This is a genomic window from Terriglobus albidus, from assembly GCF_008000815.1.
Lineage (GTDB): Bacteria > Acidobacteriota > Terriglobia > Terriglobales > Acidobacteriaceae > Terriglobus > Terriglobus albidus_A.
Genome location: NZ_CP042806.1, coordinates 1,198,116 through 1,217,829 on the forward strand (window position 1 = coordinate 1,198,116; position 19,714 = coordinate 1,217,829).

Below are 19,714 nucleotides of genomic sequence, written 5' to 3' on the forward strand. Positions count from 1 at the left end.
GCACAAGGAAAAGTAAGGGTAGAGAAGCAGATTTCTCCGCTCCCGTTGGTCGCTACGAAATGACAAACAGAAAGACGGATCGAGCTAACGCTCGATACTCCCACATAAGCTTCGCGTATGTGGGGCACCCAGTGCATGGGTTAGACAGAGATGAGGTGCCGCGAACGCTATGCGGGGCGGAGTACGAGTTGCTCCAGCAGGGAGCGGGTTTCGGCTAGTACATCTTCTGCCTTGGCTGAGCCCAGCGGCCAGCGCAGGACGCCTTGTGGGGAGAACTGGGCTCCGCGTTTGGCGTAGCGAGCAACCAGCTTCATCAGCTCGTTTGGGTCGATCATGCTCTTCGGATCGAAGCGGACGTGCAGCATCTCCACGTTCTCTTTCTTTTTGTGGAGCTCGATCTGGGTGCGTTTGCGGTCGATCTGGGAGACGCAGAGGCGTTCCGCTGTCAGGCGCAGCTCTGCGGCAGAGAGCAGGTTGAGCACGGAGTCGGGCAGAGTGCCGTAGCGGTCGATCAGTTCGGCGCGGACGTCGGCGAGTTCGGCATCGTTGGCGGCTCCGGCGATGCGTTTGTACATCCGCAGGCGCTGGTTCTCCTCTTCGATGTAGTCGTTGTCGATGCGCAGCGAGATGCCGAGGTTAAGCTGGACGGGCGGGCGTTCCTGCTTCTCCTCGCCCTTCATCTTGGCGACGGCTTCTTCGAGCATGGAGGTATACATCTCGAAGCCGATGGCTTCGATGTGTCCGCTCTGCTCGCCGCCGAGCATGTTGCCGGCGCCGCGCAGCTCCAGGTCGAGTGCTGCGATCTTGAAACCGGCGCCGAGGTCGGAGAACTCTTTTAGTGCGGCCAAGCGGCGGCGCGCCACTTCGGTCAGCTCGGTCTCCGGCGGAATCAGGAGATAGGAATACGCGCGGCGATTTGACCGGCCTACGCGGCCGCGGAGCTGGTAGAGCTCGCTGAGGCCATGGCGGTCGGCGCGATTGATCAGGATGGTGTTCGCCAGCGGGATATCGAGACCGTTCTCGATGATGCTGGTGGCTACCAGCACGTCGTACTCGTGATGCATGAAGGCCAGCATCACACGTTCGAGCTCGGCCTCGCCCATCTGTCCGTGACCGACGACCACGCGTGCCTGTGGCGCCAGCTCGCGGATTCGCGAAGCGATGTCGTAGATGGTCTCGACGCGGTTATGGACGAAGTAGATCTGGCCGCCGCGCTCGAGCTCCATCTCGATCGCCGTGCGGACGATCTTCTCGTCGAACTTGGCGACGATGGTCTGGATGGCCATGCGGTCTTTGGGAGGGGTTTCGATGACGCTCATATCGCGCAGGCCGACGAGCGACATGTGCAGCGTGCGAGGAATGGGCGTGGCCGACATGGAGAGCACGTCGAGGTGCGCGCGGAACTGCTTCATGCGCTCCTTGTGGCGTACGCCGAAGCGTTGTTCCTCGTCGACGATCAGCAGGCCGAGATCCTGGAAGGTCAGGTCTTTGGAGAGCAGGCGATGGGTTCCGATGAGGATGTCGATCTTGCCGGCAGCGGCGTCCTCCGCGATCTTCTTCTGTTCCTTTGCGGTGCGGAAGCGCGAGATCATCTCGACGGTGACGGGGAACTTGGCGAAGCGCTTCTTGAAGCTCTCGTAGTGCTGGAAGCTGAGCACGGTAGTGGGCGTCAGCACGGCCACCTGTTTGGAGTCCTGCACAGCCTTGAAGGCGGCGCGCATGGCGACTTCGGTCTTGCCGTAGCCGACGTCGCCGCAGAGCAGGCGGTCCATGGGCTGGGTTGTCTCCATGTCGCGCTTGATGTCGGCGATGGCGGTGAGCTGGTCTTCGGTCTCGTTGTAGTCGAAGGCGTCTTCGAACTCGCGCATCAGGTTGCTGTCCTGCGAGAAGGCGAAGCCCTGCGCGGCTTTGCGCTGCGCGTAGAGCTTCAGCAGCTCGTCGGTCATGTCCTGCATGGCCTTCTTAACGCGCGCTTTGGTCTTGGCCCACTGCTGGCTGCCCAGGCGGTTCAGCTCCGGAGCCGGACCGGTGTCGGTGGAGCGGTACTTCTGGATCAGGTCGAGACGTGTGAGGGGGACGTAGAGCTTCGCGCCTTCGGCGAACTCCAGGATCATCAGCTCGAGCGGAATGCCTTCCTGGTCGATGGTGCGCAGGCCCTGGTACTGGGCGATGCCGTGTTCGACGTGCACGACATAGTCGCCCATGGCGAGGTCGCGGAAATCAGAGACGAAGGCGGAGGTCTTGGACTTCTTGAAGGTGCGCCGCGGAGCGATGTCGGCTTCGTCCTGCAGGTCCTGCGCTCCGTAGACGACGAGCTGGCGGGCAGTGGCCTGATCGAGGTCGAGGACATGAACGCCGTTCAGGATCGCCGCGCGAACGATGACCGGCGTGTTTGCGCTGCCAGACAGGTAGGTGGTCTCGTCGTAGACGGTCGCCGAGCCGCTGCTGGTTTGAAGTCGTGAGCCGATGCGGTACGGGACTTTGTACTCCTGCAGCAGGCCGGCGAGGCGCTCGACCTCGCCCTGGTTGGGCGCGGTGAGGACAATGCGCGAGTCCTGGTTCATCAGGGAGCGAAGCTGCTCCACCAGTGCGGGAATAGAACCGTGGAAGCGTGTTGTGGGCCGGGTGGGAATCTCGATGCCGCTGAGAGCGTCGACCTGCGTGTCCAGTACATCGACGGCGCCGAGCTGATCGAGCTCGATGCCGGGCATGCGGCGGACGCGGTCTTCCAGGTCCCAGGGCGAGAGATAGATATCTTCCGCACGGACCAGGGAGCCGATAGCGGCACGGTCATGCGCCTGTTCCAGCTTGTTCCACCAACGCTCGCCCTGGTTTTTGACCATGGCGGGCTCTTCGACGAACACGCGTGTGCTGGGGCCGAGCAGTGCCAGGAGATCGCTGTTGGCTCCGGCGGCCGGGGCGTAGAACTCCCATCCGGGGAAGACAGTGGCTTCGCCGTAGGTGGTGCGGATCTCGCGGGGCTGCTCGCTGCCTTCGAGGGCCGCCCCGGCTTCGCCCGTGCGCGTGAGGCGGTTGTTGATGGCGGTGAGGAGCTTCTCGGTGACCGGGGTCTCGGTGAGAGGCAGCAGGAGGGCTTCTTCCAGGGGCGTGGAGCTGCGCTGCGTCTCCGGATCGAACTTGCGGATGGTTTCGATCTCGTCGCCGAAGAAGTCGATGCGGACGGGGCGGTCCTGCTCGGGCGAGTAGACGTCGATGATGCCGCCGCGATGCGTGACCTGGCCGGGCATCTCGACGACGTCGACGCGGGTATAGCCGACGGAGAGCAGGTGTTCGAGCAGCATCTCCGGGATGTGCTCTTCGCCGCGGCGCAGATGCAGGGCGAGGCCGGCATAGTGCTCGCGGGAGAAGAGGCGCATGCAGGCCGACTCCATGGGCGCGATGACCAGCTTTGCAGTGCCGGTAGCGATCTTCCAGAGGGTGGCGGCGCGCTGCTCCTGGATTTCGGCGTGCGGCGAGAGGTTTTCGAAGGGCAGCACGTCGTGCGAGGGCAGGCGGAGAACGGTCTTGGGGTCGAGTGTGCCGGTGAGTTCGCAGGTCTCGATCAGGGCGCCGTGCAGGGCTTCGGCGGCCTTGTTGTCGGGAACGATGACGAGGCAAGCGGTGTGGCTGGCCCGGACAAAGTAGGGCAGATAGAGAGCGCGAGCGGTAAAGGTGAGCCCGGAGACACGACGACGCCCCACACCGGCACTCAGGTGGCGGCGCACACGTTCGTACGGCTCAGTATGTTCCAGTTCCGCAAACAGCTCGCGGACAAATGGAAGAATCATCTCTTCCTCCAGTGTAATTGGCCCGGAGGGAGTGTGCAGGCCGGCCATGTCCTATCTCTTTCCAGACCGTTGGGAGGCTCAAGATTGATAAAATTTGGTTCTGATGTCCACAGCTAGCGCGCTTTCGCCCGAGGTTCTCGCCAAGTACCAGCCCGTGATCGGGCTTGAGGTCCACGTCCAGCTTCTTACCAAGACGAAGGCATTCTGCGGCTGCGTCAATCTCTACGGCGGTGAGCCTAATACTCACGTCTGTCCGGTCTGCCTCGGTCTGCCCGGAGCTTTGCCTGTACTGAATGAGCAGGCGGTGGAGTTTGCTGTCCTGACCGGCGCGGCGCTGAACTGCACGATCAACCCGGTGAGCATCTTCGCGCGGAAGAACTACTTCTATCCGGACTCGCCCAAGGGCTACCAGATCTCGCAGTACGATAAGCCAACCTGCGAGCATGGCTATCTCGATATTCCCGATGGCAACGGTGGCTTGAAGCGCATCGGCATCACCCGCGCGCACATGGAAGAGGACGCGGGCAAGAGCATCCACGATGGCTTCCCGGATTCGGTGACGCGAAGCTACATCGACCTGAACCGCTGCGGCACGCCGCTGATCGAGATCGTCTCGGAGCCGGATCTCCGTTCGCCGCAGGAAGCTTTCGATTACCTCACCAAGCTGAAGGAGATTCTGCTGTACGCCGGCGTCTCCGACTGCAACATGGAAGAGGGTTCGCTGCGCTGCGATGCCAATGTCTCGATCATGCTGAAGGGGGCGGATAAGTTCGGCACCAAGGCTGAGGTGAAAAACGTCAATTCGTTCCGCTTTATCCGTTCGGCACTGGAGTATGAGATCGAGCGCCAGGTGGAGATTCTGGAGTCGGGCGGCAAGGTGGCGCAGGAGACGCGCCTCTATAACTCTGCCGAAGGCGTGACCTACTCGATGAGGTCGAAGGAGCAGGCGCATGATTACCGCTACTTCCCGGAGCCGGATCTGCCGCCCTTACTCATCAGCGAAGAATGGAAGAACGAGATTCTGAAGGGCCTGCCGGAGCTGCCTGAGGCGAAGCGTACGCGTTTGATCGCGGAGTATGGCATCACCGAGAAGGATGCGGAGACGCTGACTGCTTCGGCTTCGTTTGCCGATCAGTTCGAGGCTGCAGCGAAGGCGTCGAAGAGTCCCAAGCGTGTTGCCGCGTTGATTACCAGCGAGCTGACCGGCCGTCTGAATGCCTCCGGTCTGGAGCTGGAGCAGTCGCCGGTGAGCATGAAGGGCCTGGCGATGGCTGCTGACCTGGCGGAGAGTGGCGAGCTTTCGAGCAAGATGCTCAAGCAGTTGCTCGACATCAGCTTTGAAAAGGGTGAGGACTTCCCGGTCGTCTACGAGCGTGAGAAGCCGCAGCAGATCTCCGATACGTCGGTCATCGAGAAGATGATCGATGAGGTAATTGCTGCTAACCCGAAGCAGGTGGAGCAGTTCAAAGGCGGAAAGACGACTGTGTCGGCGTTCTTCGTCGGGCAGGTGATGCGTCTGTCGAAGGGGCAGGCGAATCCTGCGTTGCTGAATGAGCTGGTGATTAAGAAGCTCAACCAGTAGACGTGCATCCAAAGCAGGTATGCGGCGTATCTTTCGTGATGTGGCTGTCGCAGGCAGAGTGTCTTTCGCGCGCAGTGCAGCTTTTGCGGTTGTCTGGTGTACGCTGATGGCGGCTCAGACCATGGCTGCTCCTACGTTGCCGAATACGGTGCCGCTCTCGCAGATGTTGCGGGAGCTCTCCGCGCAGCCGGGCTTCACGGAGAAGCTGCTGGCTGCGATCAACGGCGGAGAGAAAGCCGGCGCTGTCCTGACGCCGAAGCTCTTCGATCTGCTACGCAGCCTGATCCTTGGAAAAGACTGGAGCGGTCTCGATCGCTTTCCCGGATGGACGATTGGCCGTGTCAACGGCACCGTCGATCTGGGAACACGGATCTTCGGCGAGAAGCTGAAGCCTGCCACGCGAGCCCTTGCGCAATGGGTGACGCTGGGACCGTACACCCTTGAGGCGGCGGAGACGGAAGACCTCGACAAGCCTTCCAATCGCGGTGAGCTGAAGGCGGAGATCACCGATCTGGGAGCTGAGGTATCGCGGGGAGACGGTCCTGATCCAAAGCTCGCCCCCTTGCATGCTGAGAGCCAGCGTCTCGCCGAGGTACTGAATCGCCTCTCATTGAACCGATTGGACGACGCGCAGAGCTTCCGCGCTACCTTCGGTGGACGTACGGCGCATACGCCGGAAGAATTGATCGATGCGTTGTCAGCGAACGGGTACCGGATCACCGTCTCTGACGTCCGTTACTTCGCCAACTTCGGACACTTCCATTACAAGGGCCAGGATGTCATGATGCCCTTTTTCCTGGACTCGCAGCTCATGGTGCCTGCCGATCACTGGTGGCAGCGAAGGCGACATCTCCTGGTTCCGGTCGCGCATGCTGAGTATGAGTTGATGGTGGAAGGGCCGCGTCTGCATGCGGATGTGACTTTCTACTTCGGTATCGATGGCCGCGCGGAGTTTCGTACCAACGATCTGTTGAACCAGCCATGGGTGATGGGCCGGCATGCGCATGAGTATGAGGGTGCACAGGCGCGCGAGGTAATCCGTCTGCTGGGCGGTTTCACGGCGGCGTATGCGCGGCTGCATCTGGCGAATCCGCAGATTCCCTTCGGCGGGTATTACACGCTGGGTGTCTGCCAGGATGCTGTTTCGGCGATTGAGTTGAAGATGACAGGAAAGACGACACTCTTTCCTAATACAGCGCAGACGGAGTTCTTCAGCGATGCGAAGGATGCAGAGGTGAATGCGTTGATGGCAGCGATCCCGAAGGATCGCGATGGCGTGGCGCCTGCACCGGAACGTGTCTTTGGATCGTTGCCAACCGCAGACTTCAGCACCATCACTGTTCCGGGTTTGCGGGAAGATGTGCAGCGCAGTTATGCAGCGCATCAGCGTGGTGAGCTCGCGCGATCACCCGGTGTATGGCAGTGGGTTCTTGAAGGCCTTGCCTTCATCGCGTCGATCATCCTGTCGCTGTGGGGATACCGAAGGTATCAGAAGATGCAAGACTGAGAGACAACTCTCTTTCAGGTTGCCTGACTCTTATAGCGCGGGAGGATAGTTTCCTTATGGCAACCAAAAAGGCAAGCAAGAAGGCAACAAAGAAAGCAGCCAGGAAAGCAACGAAGAAGAGCGTGAAGAAGGCCGCGAAGAAAAGCACGACACGGAAGAGCGCGGCGAAGAAGGCAACGAAGAAGGCTGCAAAGAAGTCTTCTACGCGGAAGTACTCTCCTTCGGCAGGTAAGAATGTCGAGACTGAGATGCGCGCTATGAAGGCGGGTAAGCTGAAGAGCGGCCGCAGCGGCAAGAAGGTCACGAGCCGGAAGCAAGCCATTGCGATCGGGCTTTCAAAGGCCCGCAAAGCAGGCAAGAAGGTACCGAAGAAGCGTTCCTGAGTTCTGTCTTGCAAGAGAAAGCCCGCCGGTAAGGCGGGCTTTTCTTATTTCTTATCGGAGGTTGCTGTGGCAGCAGGCGCCGGCGTGGAAGAGGTTGAGTCGCTGCTGCTGGTGCTGCTCGACTCAGACTTCGCTGTGCCGCCACTCTTCTTGGAGGAAGAGTAGAGATCCGCATACCATCCGCCGCCCTTGAACTGCACCGCGGGGGCTGTGATGGTCTTCTCCAGACGGCCACCGCAGTGCGAGCACTCGGTCAACGGCGGGTCAGAGAACTTCTGGATCTTTTCAACGTACCGGCGGCATTGCTGGCACTCGTATTCGTAAAGCGGCATAGTTAGATTTTACCCAGCTCCACCAGGCGAACGCTGACGATGGCCTCAACCTTGCGCAGAGCGGCCAGTGCGTCATTGGCCGCTGCGGCGGAGGGTACATCGATCTGTACGACGGCCAGAGCCTGACCCTGCGGTACGCTCTGCGAGCGGACGTTGCGGCCCAGGGCGAAGTTCGCGATGTTGATGCGGTGTTCGCCGAGAATGGTGCCGATACGGCCGATCACGCCGGGGACGTCGTGATTGCGGATGACGACCAGCGTGCCGGTGAGCGGAGCCTCGATATCGATGCCATCAAAGCTCAGCAGGCGCGGCGAGCTGCCATGCAGCACAGTTGCGGAACCGGAGGAGACTCCACTGGCTGAGTGCAGCGTTAGTTTCAGCACTGAGCCGGCGCCGCCGGAGGCGAACTCCTTCTTCTCTTCCTGCAGGCGGATGCCCCGTTCCTGCGCGACCGCGGCCGCGTTGATGCGGTTCACATTATCGCTATCGGCGAGAATGCCGCTGATCGAGGCGTTGCGAACCAACTCAGTCTTGCCCTGTGCCAGACGGCCGGCGTAGTTGATTTGAATGTTTTCGAGGTTCCCCGGGGTGGCGTGCGAGAGGAAAGCTCCCAGGCGCTCGGCCATCTCCACATAGGGAGCGACCTGCTGGTACTCCTCGTGCGTGAGCGAGGGGAAGTTGACTGCGTTCTGCACGACGCCAAGCTTCAGATAATCGCGTACCTGCTGCGCAAGCTGGATGCCGATGGCTTCCTGGGCTTCGTCGGTCGATCCGCCGATGTGAGGCGAGAGGATGACGTTTTCCAGGCCGTGATACGGAGATTCCTTCAACGGCTCCTGCGAGAAGACGTCGAGGGCGGCGCCGCCGATCTTGCCGGACTGAATGGCCTCAGCAAGAGCGGCATCGTTGATCAGCTCGCCGCGGGCGCAGTTCACGATGCGAACGCCCTTCTTCATGGTGGCCAGTGAGGTGGCGTTGATCAGGCCCTCGGTCTGCGGTGTGAGACCTACGTGCAGCGTCAGGTAGTCGGCCTTGCGGAAGACTTCGTCCAGAGGAGCGAGGCCGACGCCGTTCTCGCGTGCGATGACGGGAGCGACGAAGGGATCATAGCCGATCAGCTCCATGCCGAAGGAGCGAGCGCGGCGCGCTACTTCCTGGCCGATGCGGCCCAGGCCGATGATGCCGAGGGTCTTGCCACGCAGTTCCTGCCCCTGCAGACTCTTTTTGTCCCACTTGCCGGCGTGCATGGTGGCGTTCGCGCGGGGGATGAAGCGCGCCATCGTAATCATCAAGCCGATCGTAAGCTCTGCCACGGCGATAGCGTTGGCGCCGGGCGTGTTCATTACCACGATGCCGCGATGGGTGGCGGCATCGGCGTCGATGTTGTCGACGCCCACACCGGCACGGCCGATGATGCGCAGCTTCGGAGCGGACTCCAGCAGCTTGGCGTCTGCCTGTACAGCGCTGCGGACGATGAGAGCATCAGCATCGGCGAGCTCGGCGGCGAGGCCATTCTTGATCTGGTCCGGCGTTACGATCTGCCAGTTGGGCTCTTCTTGAAAAACAGCGAGGGTAGCAGGCGAGACTTTTTCGGCGAGGACTATCTTCATGACGTCTCTATTTTACTTGGCAGTCCGCCCGGACCCCGGATGATAGCCTTGGACACGCCATTTGCGCGTCCCATGACCAAGCGTCCGCTCTTTGCCCTGACCATCTTTCTCGGCGCCTTTCTGCTGTTTCTGGTAGAACCTCTGGCTGCCCGACAACTGCTTCCTGCCCTCGGCGGAAGCTCGGCCGTCTGGATCACTTGCCTGGTCGTCTTTCAGCTTCTCCTTCTGTTCGGCTACACGTATGCGCACTGGCTGACGCGGCTGCGGATGCAGCGTGGCGTGCATCTTGGCCTGTTGGCAGCGGCGGTGTTGCTCGCCTTTGTCTCGACGACTCCAGGTTCGCCGGCAGCCTTCGAGCGCCCCATCACGACTATCTTCCTCGCGCTCGGCAGCAGTATCGGTCTGCCGTTTCTGCTGCTTTCGGCAACCAGCCCGCTGCTGCAGGTATGGTTGGCCAGAAGCGAAGGGGAAGGGGTGCGGTACCGGCTATTTGCGCTTTCAAATGTCGGCAGCCTGCTGGCGTTGCTGGCGTATCCGGTCCTGATTGAGCCGCATATGTCGCTGCACACGCAGCGTATTGCCTGGGCTGCCGGATTCGTGGTCTATGCCGCGCTCTGCGCGATGCTGGTTCCGGCGAGTAGCAGTGGCGTGGTTACGGAGGAGGCGGCCCAGCCGGTAACCCGTCCGGCTACCGGGAAGCTTGTGCTCTGGTTCCTGCTGCCATTTGCAGCTTCCATGCAGCTTGCGGCGGTAACGGCGCACCTCTCACAGAACATTGCACCGATTCCGTTGCTTTGGATTCTGCCGCTCTCGGCGTATCTGCTTAGCTTTATTACTGCGTTTGAGTTCGGGCGTTTCTATCAACGCGGTCTGGTGATCCGTTTCCTGGTCGTCTTTCTTGCAGCACTGGCTTATACGCTCACGAAAGAGGGAGCTACGTTTCCCATCTGGCTCAGTATCAGCTTCTACCTGATCGAGCTGTTTCTGGCCTGCTACTTCTGCCATGCGGAGCTTTATCTGCATCGTCCGGAAGACCCGCAGCAGTCAACGCTGTTTTACCTGACGCTCTCAGCCGGCGGCGCCGCGGGAACCTTCTTCATCGGCATTGTGAGTCCGCTGGTCTTTTCGGCAAACTACGATCTGGCAATCTCCTTCTTTGTCACCGCGGTGGTCGCCTGCGTTGCGCTGTGGCAGGAGGGCTGGGCGCAGCGTCTTCTGTGGGCAACGGCCTCAGTGCTGCTGCTTTTTCTCATCGGCAAGGAGTACCAGGCGTTTCAGGCAGGCAGCATGGCGCAGGTCCGCAACTTCTACGGTCCGCTGCGCGTGACGCAGGGAGGGTTTCCGCCGTCCAGTGTGCTCCGCACGCTCTACAACGGAACGATTAAGCATGGGACACAGATTTTTACTCCCGATCATGCCCGCGTTCCGGTTAGCTACTACTCGCCCGATTCCGGCATCGGCCTGGCGATGCGCTACTGCTGCAAAGGGCGGCCGAAGTCGGTCGGAGTGATTGGACTGGGTTCAGGATCTCTGGCAGTGTATGCGCAACCGGGCGATCGCTTTCGCTTCTATGAGATCAATCCGGCGGTCGAGCCGATTACGCGTAATCTCTTTACCTATCTCCGCGATGCGCCGATTCAGATCCCGATCATTGCCGGCGATGCGCGGATCTCATTGCAGCATGAAGCGCCGAACAACTTCGACATCCTGGTGATCGATGCGTTTTCCGGCGATGCGATCCCGTTGCATCTGATCACGACCCAGGCGCTTGAGCTTTACCGGAAGCATATGGCTCCGGGTGGCATTATCGCGTTTCATGTTTCGAACCAGTATCTGCATCTCGCACCGGAAGTTGCCGCGCTGGCGAAGACTGCTGGTCTGGATGCGGTGTTGATCAGTAGTCCGAACGATGAGAAGAAGGGGTACTACAGTGCGACGTGGGTACTGCTGACGAATCGTAAAGACTTTCAGCAGGAGACGGATGTGGTGATTGCGCGGTCGAGTTTTCCGGAGATTAAGGCGCCTGCGTGGACGGATGATTATTCGAGCATTTTGCCGTTGATGAATTGGGGGAAGCGGTAAGAGTGCCCATGCCCTGGGTGCCCCGTATCTGCGAAGCAGATGTGGGCAATCGCGCCATGCGCGAACCGTTTTCCGATAACGGTTGAGCGATCCACTAAAACAAAATGGATCGAGCTTCGCTCGATAAATCACCCCCCAGCGAACTTGTTCGCTGGGAACTTCGAAACTCCCACATCTGCTTCGCAGATATGGGGCACCCAGAGTTTGGGCGCGTTTGAAGCCTGCTTACTTGCGGATGTAGCGGCGGCCTTCGATGCGGTATTCGCCGGAGAGGACTCGCTGCAAGCCTTCCGCGTAGGCCTGGTGTTCCTGTTCCAGGATCCGAGCTGCCAGTGTGTCGTGCGTGTCGTTGTCGAGCACCGGGACGGTGCGCTGCACGATGATGGTGCCGTGGTCGACCTGCTCATCCACGAAGTGGACGGTGCAGCCTGCGATTTTGGCTCCGTACTCCAGCGCCTGTCCCTGTGCGTCCAGGCCGGGGAAGGAGGGTAGCAGCGAGGGATGGATGTTCAGAATGCGGTTAGGGAAGGCTGCGATGAACTCGGGCGAGATGATGCGCATGTAGCCTGCCAGGCAGATCAAGTCGACCCTGGCGTCCTGCAGAGCCGCGATCATCTGGCGGTCATGCTCCTGGCGCGGAATGCCTTTCGAGGGAATGGCACGCGCTTCCAGGCCCAGTTGCCGGGCCGCATCGATTCCGGGCGCGTCTGCTTTGTTCGAGAGCACAAGCACGATCTCGCAACCGCGTAGAGAGCCATTGTTGATGGCTTCGGCGATTGCGAGGAAGTTCGATCCCCGTCCGGAGAGAAGAACACCGAGTCTGGTCATCGAGGACGTACGGCTCTTACGCGTAGCTAACCTTGCGGTCACCGCGAACGACGCGGCCGATCACATGGAAGCGCTCATTGGCGCGGTTCAGAATGGCCTTGGCCTTCTTGACCTTGTCGGCGGGAACCACGCAGATCAGGCCGATACCCATGTTGAAAGTGCGGAACATCTCATCCTGTTCGACCTGACCCAGTTCCTGCAGATGCGTAAACAGCGGGGGTACCTGCCATGAGGTGAGGTCGATGTGCGCTCCCATTCCCTTGGGCAATACACGCGGAAGGTTTTCGCTAATGCCACCGCCGGTGATGTGTGCCATGCCGGCAACGCAGTCGCCGGCGTGCAGCTTTCTGATAATGCCGAGGTAGCTGCGGTGTGTCTTCATCAGGGCAGCTCCGGTCTTTTCCTTGATGGCGCCGACGTACTGGTCAGCGGTGTATCCCGCGACTTCGAACAGCAGCTTGCGGGCCAGTGAGTAGCCGTTGGTGTGCAGACCGGTCGAGGGCAGGCCGAAGAGTACGTCGCCTACCTGCGTCTTCTCCCCGGTGATGATGCGGTCTTTGCTGACGGCGCCGACGATAAAACCGGCAAGATCGTAATCGCCCGGCTGATAGAAGCCCGGCATCTGCGCGGTCTCGCCGCCGATCAGGGCACATCCGTTGGCCTTGCAGGCGTCGGAGAGACCGGTGACGATCTTCTCAACGACATTGCCTTCCAGCTTGCCCATCGCCAGGTAGTCCAGGAAGAACAGCGGTGTCGCGCCCTGTACAGCGATATCGTTTACGCAGTGGTTGACGAGGTCGCCACCTACGGTGTGGTGAATTCCGAGCTCGAAGGCGACCTTCAGCTTGGTGCCAACGCCGTCGGCGGAGGAGACCAGCACCGGATCCGGAAACTTGCTCAGGTCCAGGCCAAACAGGCCACCAAACGAACCAATCTCTGACAGGACGTTCTTGTTGAAGGTCCGGCGCGCTAACAGTTTGATTTTGTCTTTGGAGCGGTCTGCTGCGGAGATATCCACACCGGCATCGGCGTATGAGATGGGGCCTGAGGACTTCACGGGAATTGGAGCCAAAGATGCGCCTTCCAAAGGGAAAATAAAACAGCAGGAAGTCTAGAGTTTATCAGGATTGATGGGGGAACGGCGGCTGCTCGGCCATTCCTGTTCCGGCCGGTGCTGTCCTGTTTTGCAACAGTCTCGTGATTGTGCGGTCTCAACTGTCCAGCCCGATGAAACGTTCGCGGAGCCGCGGCTCCGGAAGCGGGCAGATTTCGTATCGCCCTGCGAGATGGTAACGAATTCGGGCGACCAGCCGGTAGACAGGATCGCCCAGCCAGGACGGAATCGCCATCAGAATCCGACCCAGTACCCTCCAGGGTCGCGTCAGCCGCACCATGACTTGTGCAACCGCCCTGGTGCGCAGGGAGATCCGCTCTTGCGGGGTGAGGGCATGTTCCAGCACGACGACGGAGTTGAGGGTCGCGGCAGTGAGGCCATACCGCTGGAGCAATTCTCCTCCCAGGCGGGAGCCGAGCGGTAGAAACAGGAGACGGCCTGTGGGGTCGCGTTGCGCGGCAAAACGCACGACGCCGTTACAGAGGGCGCAGACGCCGTCGTAGAGCAGGATGTCCCTGCCTGCGAGCCGTTGCTGTTCTTGTGCAGTCATCGTCCGGGCCTCCTTCCGTCTTTCTATACTGAATTGGATGACACGAGTGCTGGAAATGTCCCGTTCGCTGCAGCGTCGCGCCGAAGGTCTCTTTCCCGGGGGTGTGAACTCCCCGGTGCGCGCCTTCCGTTCCGTGGGTGGCGATGCTCCCTTCCTGGAACGCGCCCAGGGCGCCTATCTGTATGACGCCGATGGCAATCGCTACATCGACTATTTCGGCTCCTGGGGACCGATGGTTCTGGGACATGCCGTGCCCGAGGTTGTGGATGCCATTCGTTACGCCGCCGGCCGCAGCGCCAGCTTTGGCGCCTCGCATGCCGGTGAGGCCGAACTGGGTGAACTTATTCGCACGGCGGTTCCGTCGATGGAGCGGATGCGCTTTGTCAGCTCCGGGACAGAAGCGACGATGTCCGCCATTCGCGTCGCCCGGGGCTTCACACGGCGCCGCTACGTCATCAAGTTCGAGGGCTGCTACCACGGTCACGCCGATGGTCTGCTGGTGAAGGCGGGTTCCGGCGTTGCGACTTTCGGCATTCCTGGAAGCGCCGGCGTTCCGGATGAGGTCGCACACTTCACGCTGGCTTTGCCGTACAACGACATCGCTGCTGTTGAGGCGGCATTTGCCAAACATAAGGGAGATATCGCGGCCATCATCCTGGAGCCGGTTGTGGGTAATGCAGGCACGCTGATTCCAAAGGCCGGATATCTGGAAGCACTGCGGTCGCTCACCGAGGCAGAGGGCGCGCTGCTGATCTTTGATGAGGTGATGACTGGCTTCCGCCTGGCGCTCGGCGGAGCGCAGCAGCGCTTCGGTATCAAGCCGGATCTCACCACGATGGGCAAGATCGTCGGTGGCGGTCTGCCGGTCGGTGTCTTCGGCGGACGGGAGGATGTGATGAACATGCTTGCCCCGCTTGGCCCTGTCTATCAGGCGGGAACGCTGAGCGGCAATCCGCTGGCGATGGCGGCGGGATCTGCTACGGTGGGCCGTCTGATCCGTGAGGCGGGAACGATCTATCCGCAGATCGACGAGACGACACGACAGGTGGCCGAAGGTGTGGCGCAGGTGGCTGCGGATACCGGTGTCCGGTTGACGACGAATCGTTTAGGAAGCATGTGGACCTGGTTCTTCACTCCGGATGCGGTGGAGAACTTTGAGGATGCGGCGAAGAGCGATACGGCCGCGTTTGGCAGGTTCCATCGCGCCATGATGGAGGAAGGTGTGTGGCTGCCGCCTTCGCAGTTTGAGGCTGCGTTTATTGGGCTGGCGCATGGTAAGGATGAGGTGGAGAAGACGATTGCGGCGGCGCGGAAGGCGTTTGTTTAAGGGTAGGTAAGAACTCGTTGCCCCATTCTTCGCGGTTTCATCGCGAAGGGTGGGGTATCGAGCGAAGCGAGACCGCTTTTATCTATCTTTGCGGACAACCGATACTCAAGCGAAGTTTTGAAAAACAATCGCGCGGAGCGCGACACCCCACCCTTTGTCTTCGACAAAGAATGGGGCAACGAGCGTATCCCTACCGTTTGCTACGGAATGATCAAGAGAGAAAGACGGGTTCGCGCGTAGCGCGAATACCCAGGTCCCCGAGGGACCTTGATGGGATAAGGAAGAAGGCTTCAGCGAAGATCGAGATAGGTAAGGGTTAGAGGACTGACCTATCGGGAAGATCAGGAGAAGCCTTCTTATGCAGATTGTAGGTTGTGATTTCCATCCGCAGTGGCAGCAGGTTTCATTTTTAGATCAGGAGACTGGCGAGTACCGGGAAGCGAAGCTGGTCAACGGGGACGGGGAGGCGGAGCGGTTCTACCGGTCGTTGTCTCCAGGAGCGCTTGTAGGGATCGAGTCGTGCGGCAACGCGCAGTGGTTTATTGATCTGCTAGGCAGTCTGGGTCACACGGTGTGGGTCGGAGATGCGGCGAAGATCCGAGCCAGCTATGTACGGAAGCAGAAGACGGACCGCCGGGATGCGGACCATATCCTGAAGCTGCTGGTGGAGGACCGGTTTCCGCGGTTGTGGACGCCTTCAGCCAAGCAGCGGGATCTTCGTCAGCTGCTGATCCACCGACACAAGCTGGTGGAGATCCGGACCCGGGTGAAGAACGGGCTGCAGCACCTGGCGATGAACCGTGGCGTACAGAAGCAGTCGCGGCTGTGGAGCGTTCGGGGGAGGGCTGAGTTGGAAAAGCTTCCTCTGGAGGGCTGGAGTGCCCGGCGACGGGAGGATCTGCTGGAGCTGATGAAGGGTCTGGATCAGCAGATCAAGGAGCTGGATGAGGCAGTCGTGCAGGCGGCCAGGGAGGATGCGAAGGCGGAGCTGTTGATGAGCCAGCCGGGAGTCGGTCCGATCACGGCGATGGCCTTCGTACTGACGATCGGCGATGTGAGCCGGTTCGAGTACAGCGGGAAGGTCGCCAGCTATCTGGGCCTGATCCCCAGCGAATACACCTCGGGCGGCAAGCGCAAACTGGGAGCCATCAGCAAGCAGGGCAACCGGTTCATGCGCCAGTTGCTGGTCGAAGCAGCTCAGACGGCCTGCCGGCTGGATGAAGGATTTCGAAAGCAGTATCAGGCTCGCTGCCACCACAAGCCGAAAGCAGTGGCCAAGGTGGCGGCAGCAAGGAGGTTAGCAGTGCGGCTCTACTGGATGCTCAGGCTGAACAAACGCTATCCAGAGATCGCCCATATCGAGAGCAGCTCGGGGGTGCCCCTGGCCATCCATGGTCGTGACGTTGAGTGAGCGCTTTCGCATCCAGCACAGGCTGGATGTCCGCATAGAAGCATCATGGCCTGTTGTATATGGTCGAATCGATGGTTGGTGGGGCTAGGCCCCACAGAGATGTGATGCAGCGTTGAGTTACCCCAGAAGACACCGGTCCTCTAACCCCTTGCCTCTGGACTCTCAAACGGTGCTCCCGCATCGAATAATGACGTACGCTCTTTTTACCCCTTGACACAGTCTTCTTCCTTATCGAGGGGCACCCAGGTGTAGGCTCTCTAGGCGGTTGCGGGTGTCTTTGGCTCCATGAAGAGTTTGCCGACTGCCATCAGGATCAGCAGAAGTACGGCGCAGAGAGTGAAGACCTGGCGGGTGCCGGTGTGTTGTGCCAGTACGCCTGACAGGATCAAGCCCAGGATCTGTGCGGTGAAGATCATCGACATCAGCGTGGAGCCGACGCGGCCCATCAGGTGATGCGGCGTCTCCTGCTGAATCATTGTTTGTGCCGGGATGATGATGCCCGCGACTGAGAGGCCGATCACCAGGTTGCCGAGGATGCATGTGGCCAGATAGGGAATACCGGCAAGGATCACCAGGCCGATAGCAATTCCACTCAGGCCGGCGTAGACCAGCACCGTATTCTTCATCTTCTTGCCGAAGGTATTCAGCAGGTTCATGCCCAGCAGAATGCCGGCTCCGATGGAGGCTGAGGCTGCGCCGAAAGAGCGTGGTGTGGTGGCATGCAGCACATCGCGCACGTAGACAGCGATGAGCGGACCGAAGCATCCCAGCACGAACATGCCAGAGGCCAACGCGAGGATCACGAACAGCAGCGCCGCATGATGCAGTATGAACTGGATGCCCTGCTGCATGTCATGCAGCACGCGCGCTACACCGGTCTTGGTGGTCTGGTGTTCCGCGGCTACCGGCGGACGCGTGATGGTGATGCTGGCGATAAAACTGGCGGAGGCCACGAAGCTGATCGCGTCCACGATGTAGCAGGCCTTCGCTCCCAAAGCTGTTACCAATACGCCTGCAGCCGCCGGACCGACGATGCGCATGACGAACATGACCTGCTGCATCAGAGCATTGGCGGAGCGCAGGCCGTGCATCGGCACCGCCGAGCGGAGGGTGACTCCCTGTGCCGGATTGAAGAAGCTGGAGACGATAGAGATGGCCGCGAGAATCAGGTAAAACTGCATCGTCGCCCCAGCCCAGATCAGCAACAGACATAGAACCGCGCGTGAAAGGTCGCTGGCGATCAGCGTTCCCTTCAACGACCAGCGGTCGACGAAGACACCGGCCACGATACCCAGAAGGGCAATCGGCAACTGATAGGCGATCTGCACACCCGTCACTTGTTGTGCCGTGGCATGCAGGTTGAAGGTCAGCACGCTGATGACGGCGAACAGCGCCAGGAAGTCGCCGAAGTTCGAGACCACCTGTGCGTACCAGAGCCGGCGCATGGTGGTGATCTTCAACACCTCACGCATCGACATCGGTTCCTGGTGAACGTGCGGAGGCGCCTGGGTTTGCGTTTGGGTTTGCGTGCTCATACGGGTCTTTCCTCCGAAACGCTAAAACGCGCCTCTAAAACGCTAGGACGTGGGTGCGGTGAGGAAATTGTAGGAGCTTAAGCCCAGATTTCGGGAGTGACAAATGTAAGGTTCCTGATATTTCTTTCCAGAAGCAGAGCTGTAGCTTCTACGGTCGGCATCCGCTTTGCTCCCAGCCCCAGATGACTGCCGTCATGCAGCAGAAGATTGGAGGCCTGGCCCTTCTGGCGATTTTTCGCGATACCGCGCTCCAGCCGCTCCAGAAGCTGCTGCGGCGATGCTGGGTTCCAATCCTGCGCGGCGACATTCCACTGCACGGGGATCAAGCCGAGCTCGCGTGCAATGCGTAGGGTGGCGGGGCGGCGGGCTCCGAAGGGAGGACGGAAGAAGCGGATCTTCTGTCCGAGGGTCTGTTCCAGGATGTCGTTGGTCTGGGTAAGCTGACGCCGTGTCTCTCGCGATGAGGTGATAGCGAGGTTGGGATGGGTCAGAGTGTGATTGCCGATCAGGTGGCCTGCAGCGGCGACCCGCCGCGCCAGCACCGCTTCCGCTTTCACAAAGTTGCCCACCATGAAGAAAGTCGCATGGACCTGGTGCTGCGCCAGGATGTCGAGCAGCCGCGGTGTTGCATCAGGATTGGGGCCATCATCATAGGTGAGTGCGACCTGTCCTGGGTCAGACCCGGCAATGAGAGTGGCGCCGTAGATCTGGGATTCCGGTCGATAAGCTGCGTAAACGGAAACACCGACGCCGGCGGCCACGGCCGCTCCGGCAAGTACAGAGGAAAGCATGCCTCTTAATAATGCCTTCTGCACGGTGCTTGTTAGAAAGTCATTGCGCGAGATATCGGTATATCGGAATGGCAAGTCTTTGCCACGTGCTCTGTTCGCTACTTGGCGAGTCATGAAGTGGGTGATATTTTGCTTTTTATTCGCCTTTTCGGAGGATTTCGTCATGCTGTTCGATCTACCCAGTTACATCGCCATTGAAGGTCCTATCCGCGTGGGGAAATCGACCCTGGCAGGCATGCTGGCCGAGAAGATGGAGGCGTATCGCGTTACGGAGCCCGAAGATAATCCCTTTCTCGACCGCTTTTACCGGCAGGAACCGGGCATGGCCTTCGCCACCCAGATGTGGTTTCTTGAGGCTCGATACGCCCAGTTACAGGTTGCGGAACGGATGGCCGGCGGTGATGTTGTGCGCCAGAGCGTTGTTTCCGACTACATGTTTGAGAAGGACAAGCTCTTCGCCTGCCTGAACCTGGGGGACGATGAACTGAAGCTTTATAACCGCCTCTATGAGCCCATGCGCAATGATCTGTCGACACCTGACCTGGTGATCTACCTGAAAGCGACTCCCGACGTGCTGCGTACGCGCCTGAAACGAAAGGGCGTGCCCGGGGAACGTGCTGTCAGCGAAGAGTATTTGGAGACGGTGATCGAGGCGTATGAACATTTCTTCTCCCGCTACACGGCCAGCGACCTGCTGGTGATCGATACCTCGCAGATCGATTTCGTGCACAATAATCGGGATCTGCAGGCTCTTTTTCGGCGACTGGATGCTCCGGTAAAAGGGACGCAGCATTTCCTGATGGTGGGGTAGGGGTGCTTCTGTTGGGCAACTTCCACCCGGGCACGGTGGTTCCAAGAGAGTAGGACTCAGCAC

At 60.2% G+C, this 19,714-nt stretch carries 15 protein-coding genes; 7 read left to right on the top strand and 8 right to left on the bottom strand.

Annotated features, from left to right (window positions below; translation table 11 throughout):
- Positions 1-167: 167 nt before the first annotated feature.
- A complete protein-coding gene (mfd, locus tag FTW19_RS04890; RefSeq protein WP_147650467.1) occupies positions 168-3,788 on the bottom strand; it encodes a transcription-repair coupling factor in 3,621 nt (1,206 codons plus the stop codon).
- A 103-nt stretch (positions 3,789-3,891) separates the two neighbouring features.
- On the opposite strand from mfd, the gene gatB reads away from it, so the two are divergent.
- Genes gatB through FTW19_RS04905 form a run of 3 tightly spaced genes read left to right on the top strand, consistent with a single transcriptional unit; the run spans position 3,892 to position 7,260 of the window.
- On the top strand, positions 3,892-5,370 hold the full coding sequence (gene gatB, locus FTW19_RS04895) for an Asp-tRNA(Asn)/Glu-tRNA(Gln) amidotransferase subunit GatB (protein WP_147646597.1): 1,479 nt from the start codon (positions 3,892-3,894) through the stop codon (positions 5,368-5,370).
- A 19-nt stretch (positions 5,371-5,389) separates the two neighbouring features.
- A complete protein-coding gene (locus tag FTW19_RS04900) occupies positions 5,390-6,877 on the top strand; it encodes a hypothetical protein (RefSeq protein WP_147646598.1) in 1,488 nt (495 codons plus the stop codon).
- Positions 6,878-6,933: 56 nt separating this feature from the next.
- Complete coding sequence (locus FTW19_RS04905) at positions 6,934-7,260, top strand: DUF6496 domain-containing protein (RefSeq protein ID WP_147646599.1); 327 nt, start codon at positions 6,934-6,936, stop codon at positions 7,258-7,260.
- A gap of 44 nt (positions 7,261-7,304) precedes the next feature.
- Here the strand turns inward: FTW19_RS04905 and FTW19_RS04910 are convergent, their stop codons facing one another.
- Positions 7,305-7,592, bottom strand: coding sequence for an FmdB family zinc ribbon protein (locus FTW19_RS04910; RefSeq protein ID WP_147646600.1), 288 nt, complete (start codon positions 7,590-7,592; stop codon positions 7,305-7,307).
- Between the two features lie 2 nt (positions 7,593-7,594).
- On the bottom strand, positions 7,595-9,202 hold the full coding sequence (gene serA, locus FTW19_RS04915) for a phosphoglycerate dehydrogenase (protein ID WP_147646601.1): 1,608 nt from the start codon (positions 9,200-9,202) through the stop codon (positions 7,595-7,597).
- A 48-nt stretch (positions 9,203-9,250) separates the two neighbouring features.
- Between serA and FTW19_RS04920 the strand changes: the two genes are divergently transcribed.
- On the top strand, positions 9,251-11,284 hold the full coding sequence (locus FTW19_RS04920) for a fused MFS/spermidine synthase (protein ID WP_246153569.1): 2,034 nt from the start codon (positions 9,251-9,253) through the stop codon (positions 11,282-11,284).
- Between the two features lie 225 nt (positions 11,285-11,509).
- On the opposite strand, the gene purN is transcribed toward FTW19_RS04920, so the two are convergent.
- The 3 genes from purN to FTW19_RS04935 all read right to left on the bottom strand — a co-directional run bounded on the left by purN (position 11,510) and on the right by FTW19_RS04935 (position 13,776).
- A complete protein-coding gene (purN, locus tag FTW19_RS04925) occupies positions 11,510-12,112 on the bottom strand; it encodes a phosphoribosylglycinamide formyltransferase (RefSeq protein WP_147646602.1) in 603 nt (200 codons plus the stop codon).
- Positions 12,113-12,128: 16 nt separating this feature from the next.
- A complete protein-coding gene (gene purM, locus FTW19_RS04930; RefSeq protein WP_246153570.1) occupies positions 12,129-13,184 on the bottom strand; it encodes a phosphoribosylformylglycinamidine cyclo-ligase in 1,056 nt (351 codons plus the stop codon).
- A 139-nt stretch (positions 13,185-13,323) separates the two neighbouring features.
- A complete protein-coding gene (locus FTW19_RS04935) occupies positions 13,324-13,776 on the bottom strand; it encodes a thiol-disulfide oxidoreductase DCC family protein (protein ID WP_147646604.1) in 453 nt (150 codons plus the stop codon).
- Between the two features lie 37 nt (positions 13,777-13,813).
- Between FTW19_RS04935 and hemL the strand changes: the two genes are divergently transcribed.
- Both hemL and FTW19_RS04945 read left to right on the top strand, forming a co-directional pair.
- A complete protein-coding gene (hemL, locus tag FTW19_RS04940) occupies positions 13,814-15,103 on the top strand; it encodes a glutamate-1-semialdehyde 2,1-aminomutase (protein WP_147646605.1) in 1,290 nt (429 codons plus the stop codon).
- 358 nt (positions 15,104-15,461) lie between these two features.
- Positions 15,462-16,514, top strand: a complete 1,053-nt coding sequence (locus FTW19_RS04945) for an IS110 family transposase (RefSeq protein ID WP_147645765.1) — start codon at positions 15,462-15,464, stop codon at positions 16,512-16,514.
- 257 nt (positions 16,515-16,771) lie between these two features.
- Here FTW19_RS04945 and FTW19_RS04950 read toward each other — a convergent pair whose 3' ends face one another.
- Positions 16,772-18,049, bottom strand: a complete 1,278-nt coding sequence (locus FTW19_RS04950) for an MFS transporter (protein WP_147646606.1) — start codon at positions 18,047-18,049, stop codon at positions 16,772-16,774.
- A gap of 77 nt (positions 18,050-18,126) precedes the next feature.
- Positions 18,127-18,840 carry a polysaccharide deacetylase family protein gene (locus tag FTW19_RS04955; protein WP_147646607.1) on the bottom strand — a complete coding sequence of 238 codons (714 nt, stop codon included), beginning with the start codon at positions 18,838-18,840 and terminating at the stop codon, positions 18,127-18,129.
- A gap of 163 nt (positions 18,841-19,003) precedes the next feature.
- Between FTW19_RS04955 and FTW19_RS04960 the strand changes: the two genes are divergently transcribed.
- The gene (locus FTW19_RS04960) at positions 19,004-19,651 is read left to right on the top strand and encodes a deoxynucleoside kinase (RefSeq protein WP_147646608.1); all 648 of its coding nucleotides are present in this window, start codon (positions 19,004-19,006) and stop codon (positions 19,649-19,651) included.
- The last annotated feature ends 63 nt before the right edge of the window (positions 19,652-19,714 follow it).

What these genes read in the sequence shown, in the direction of transcription:
- mfd (WP_147650467.1), bottom strand. Translation starts at nt 3,788, where the DNA reads ATGATTCTTCCATTTGTCCGCGAGCTGTTTGCGGAACTGGAACATACT.
- gatB (WP_147646597.1), top strand. Translation starts at nt 3,892, where the DNA reads ATGTCCACAGCTAGCGCGCTTTCGCCCGAGGTTCTCGCCAAGTACCAG.
- FTW19_RS04900 (WP_147646598.1), top strand. Translation starts at nt 5,390, where the DNA reads ATGCGGCGTATCTTTCGTGATGTGGCTGTCGCAGGCAGAGTGTCTTTC.
- FTW19_RS04905 (WP_147646599.1), top strand. Translation starts at nt 6,934, where the DNA reads ATGGCAACCAAAAAGGCAAGCAAGAAGGCAACAAAGAAAGCAGCCAGG.
- FTW19_RS04910 (WP_147646600.1), bottom strand. Translation starts at nt 7,592, where the DNA reads ATGCCGCTTTACGAATACGAGTGCCAGCAATGCCGCCGGTACGTTGAA.
- serA (WP_147646601.1), bottom strand. Translation starts at nt 9,202, where the DNA reads ATGAAGATAGTCCTCGCCGAAAAAGTCTCGCCTGCTACCCTCGCTGTT.
- purN (WP_147646602.1), bottom strand. Translation starts at nt 12,112, where the DNA reads ATGACCAGACTCGGTGTTCTTCTCTCCGGACGGGGATCGAACTTCCTC.
- FTW19_RS04935 (WP_147646604.1), bottom strand. Translation starts at nt 13,776, where the DNA reads ATGACTGCACAAGAACAGCAACGGCTCGCAGGCAGGGACATCCTGCTC.
- hemL (WP_147646605.1), top strand. Translation starts at nt 13,814, where the DNA reads ATGACACGAGTGCTGGAAATGTCCCGTTCGCTGCAGCGTCGCGCCGAA.
- FTW19_RS04945 (WP_147645765.1), top strand. Translation starts at nt 15,462, where the DNA reads ATGCAGATTGTAGGTTGTGATTTCCATCCGCAGTGGCAGCAGGTTTCA.
- FTW19_RS04950 (WP_147646606.1), bottom strand. Translation starts at nt 18,049, where the DNA reads ATGAGCACGCAAACCCAAACGCAAACCCAGGCGCCTCCGCACGTTCAC.
- FTW19_RS04955 (WP_147646607.1), bottom strand. Translation starts at nt 18,840, where the DNA reads ATGCTTTCCTCTGTACTTGCCGGAGCGGCCGTGGCCGCCGGCGTCGGT.
- FTW19_RS04960 (WP_147646608.1), top strand. Translation starts at nt 19,004, where the DNA reads ATGCTGTTCGATCTACCCAGTTACATCGCCATTGAAGGTCCTATCCGC.